Annotated in this window: 2 protein-coding genes and 1 pseudogene; 1 reads left to right on the top strand and 2 read right to left on the bottom strand. The window is 45.6% G+C overall.

What is annotated here, in order from left to right; translation table 11 throughout:
- Positions 1 to 250 (top strand): annotated as a pseudogene (locus HZR81_RS23390) (integrase); the annotation flags it as partial.
- 142 nt (positions 251 to 392) lie between these two features.
- Here the strand turns inward: HZR81_RS23390 and HZR81_RS23385 are convergent.
- Positions 393 to 1,043, bottom strand: a complete 651-nt coding sequence (locus tag HZR81_RS23385) for a hypothetical protein (RefSeq protein WP_500129375.1) — start codon at positions 1,041 to 1,043, stop codon at positions 393 to 395.
- A gap of 310 nt (positions 1,044 to 1,353) precedes the next feature.
- The gene (locus tag HZR81_RS23380) at positions 1,354 to 2,085 is read right to left on the bottom strand and encodes a hypothetical protein (RefSeq protein WP_500129374.1); all 732 of its coding nucleotides are present in this window, start codon (positions 2,083 to 2,085) and stop codon (positions 1,354 to 1,356) included.
- Positions 2,086 to 2,164: the final 79 nt, after the last annotated feature.

The raw sequence follows: 2,164 nt of genomic DNA, 5'->3' as shown, positions 1-2,164 counted from the left end.
CCATGGCATGCGCTCAATGGCCAGCACCATCCTCAACGAACAAGGCTGGGATCCTGAACTGATCGAAGTAGCGCTTGCCCACGTCGATAAGGACGAGGTTCGCAGCGCATACAACCGAGCTGATTACATCGAGCGCAGACGCCCGATGATGGCTTGGTGGAGCGAGCACATCCAACAAGCAGCTACCGGCAATCTTTCGATGTCAGCTATCAAGGAAAATCGGGACTGGAAGGTCGTTTCGATACGCTGATTTGTGCCAAATACCGTAAAGCAGACGGCAGTAACAGGCAGCAACCGGCCAATAGCAGGCACTCAAACGTGAGAAATGCAGTTAGGGCTTTCTCTGAGGCAATATAGAGTGTTGAGCCTGAGCAGGCGACCGTTAAAATGCCCTATGGCTGAATAGAAGAGATGATCTTGTCACCAATTGGCCTTAGAAAAATCTCATCATCTTCACGATAAGACACTGTGATAGTGAAAGACTTGGGCCCGTTGAGAATACGCGCCAAGCGAACCACGAAATTGCCATTGTTTTTCAACGGCCCACGCTTGTACTCAGACAGAAGCATTGTGTAACCGTTCACGACGACCTTACGCGTACCCCGCCACTGCAGAATTTGATAACCAGCAGATTGCCCACCAGCCCTAATAGACTTCTCAAGCATCTTGTCTATGTCTAGAACATCTACCGCGGTGAACTCGGTCACCAAGTCCTGTCCAACCGGCATCTCTGGGTAGTACCGAATGTTCATCATGCTGGAAACCTTTCCAGCATCATCAAATAAATTTGCGCCGAAAGCATATTCCGAGGTTGCATTGAGCATGCCGGTCTTCTCAATGGCCGACTCGACAAAAGCCCCAATGGTAGCTCGCTGATTATCACTCACGACCTTCCAATTAAACGGAAGCATGACGGTAACCGAGCGGGGCAATTTGACTGTCCTGTAGTAGCTTTCAGCAAATGCGTCAGCAGCAGCTGAAAATCCTAGGATCAAAGCAAAAAACGATGTAATAACCCGACTACAAACCTTCTTGAAATACATAAGTATATTCTTCATTAGTGGGACATGGCGTCTGGGTGAGGCTGATGCTGCCAGCATGGTCTAGGCATAAAAAAATTTAGACTCGGAATGATCCGACTGTAGCTTGTTCCACGTACTACCAGCGCTGGCAGCAGCGATCTGATATGGGAAATGGCCGCCGCGAGGTCATTGTAGTAGCCAGAAACCCTGAAATGAGTGGGCGACCTGATCGTCTTTGATCCGTCTATCATCTTCAAAATCGGCGCTGGCTGAAGTTGGCTAAAATACAGGGGCGTTTCAGTCCAAACCTAGATTAATTCCTATTCGTCCGCTAAAGCTGATTAACAAGAGACATTTTTTTATTTTTATCTGCATTGGATACTTCTTTCCAATACTGATCAACCATCGAGTTAAAGGGAGTCCACTGATAGATAATTTCAAGCTTGAATGATCTGCACTCTTGAGGACTTGAGTCCAGAAAGCTTGTATCTACAGCAGTCTCGCATTTTTTATTTTCAATCTTGGAAACACTGATATATAGGTCTCCATCCTTTACCTTGTATCTAGGCTGCATGTAAAACTTTGTAAAATCCTCAAATTCACCCCCAGGATACTTTTCGGTAATTCCAGACACAATATCCTCAAGAGCTTGAGGGTCTTTAGCAGAAAAGGCTACAATTATTGACCAGAGCCTATCTTCGTTCTTAGGTGAAAAACCAAGATCCAAAGTGTCTATATTCGCATCTGAAATATTGCCAGCATCTTCAATGGAGAGCATAGGGGCAATTTTGGCTGCTGGCTCCGCCTTTATCATAAATTCCGCAGCCTGGGCAGGGGTTTCAAACGGCTTCTGTACTGGAAGATTTTTATATGTACGTTGTATTTCATCTGCAACCCTTCCTCGTTCATAGAGCTTTGCAGTCGCCCCCAGTCTGCTTTGCAGCTCACTTTTAGTATCTACTCCAATCCTGTAACCAAGTACCGACTTTTCATGTGTGTCTGAAAATACTGATGAGCTTAAAAGTATCGCGCCAATAAAAAACAGCAATTTTATCTTATTCAATTACCCACCTCTAATAAGCTAACAACGTCAATTTGCACGAAGTGGTAAATTTCGCACTTTAGCGTTGTGCCCGTTCTAA

Source organism: Pseudomonas sp. LM13, assembly GCF_041381355.1.
Taxonomy (GTDB): domain Bacteria; phylum Pseudomonadota; class Gammaproteobacteria; order Pseudomonadales; family Pseudomonadaceae; genus Stutzerimonas; species Stutzerimonas frequens.
Note: the sequence above shows the minus strand (reverse complement) of the source record. Positions and strands in the feature narration are given on the sequence as shown.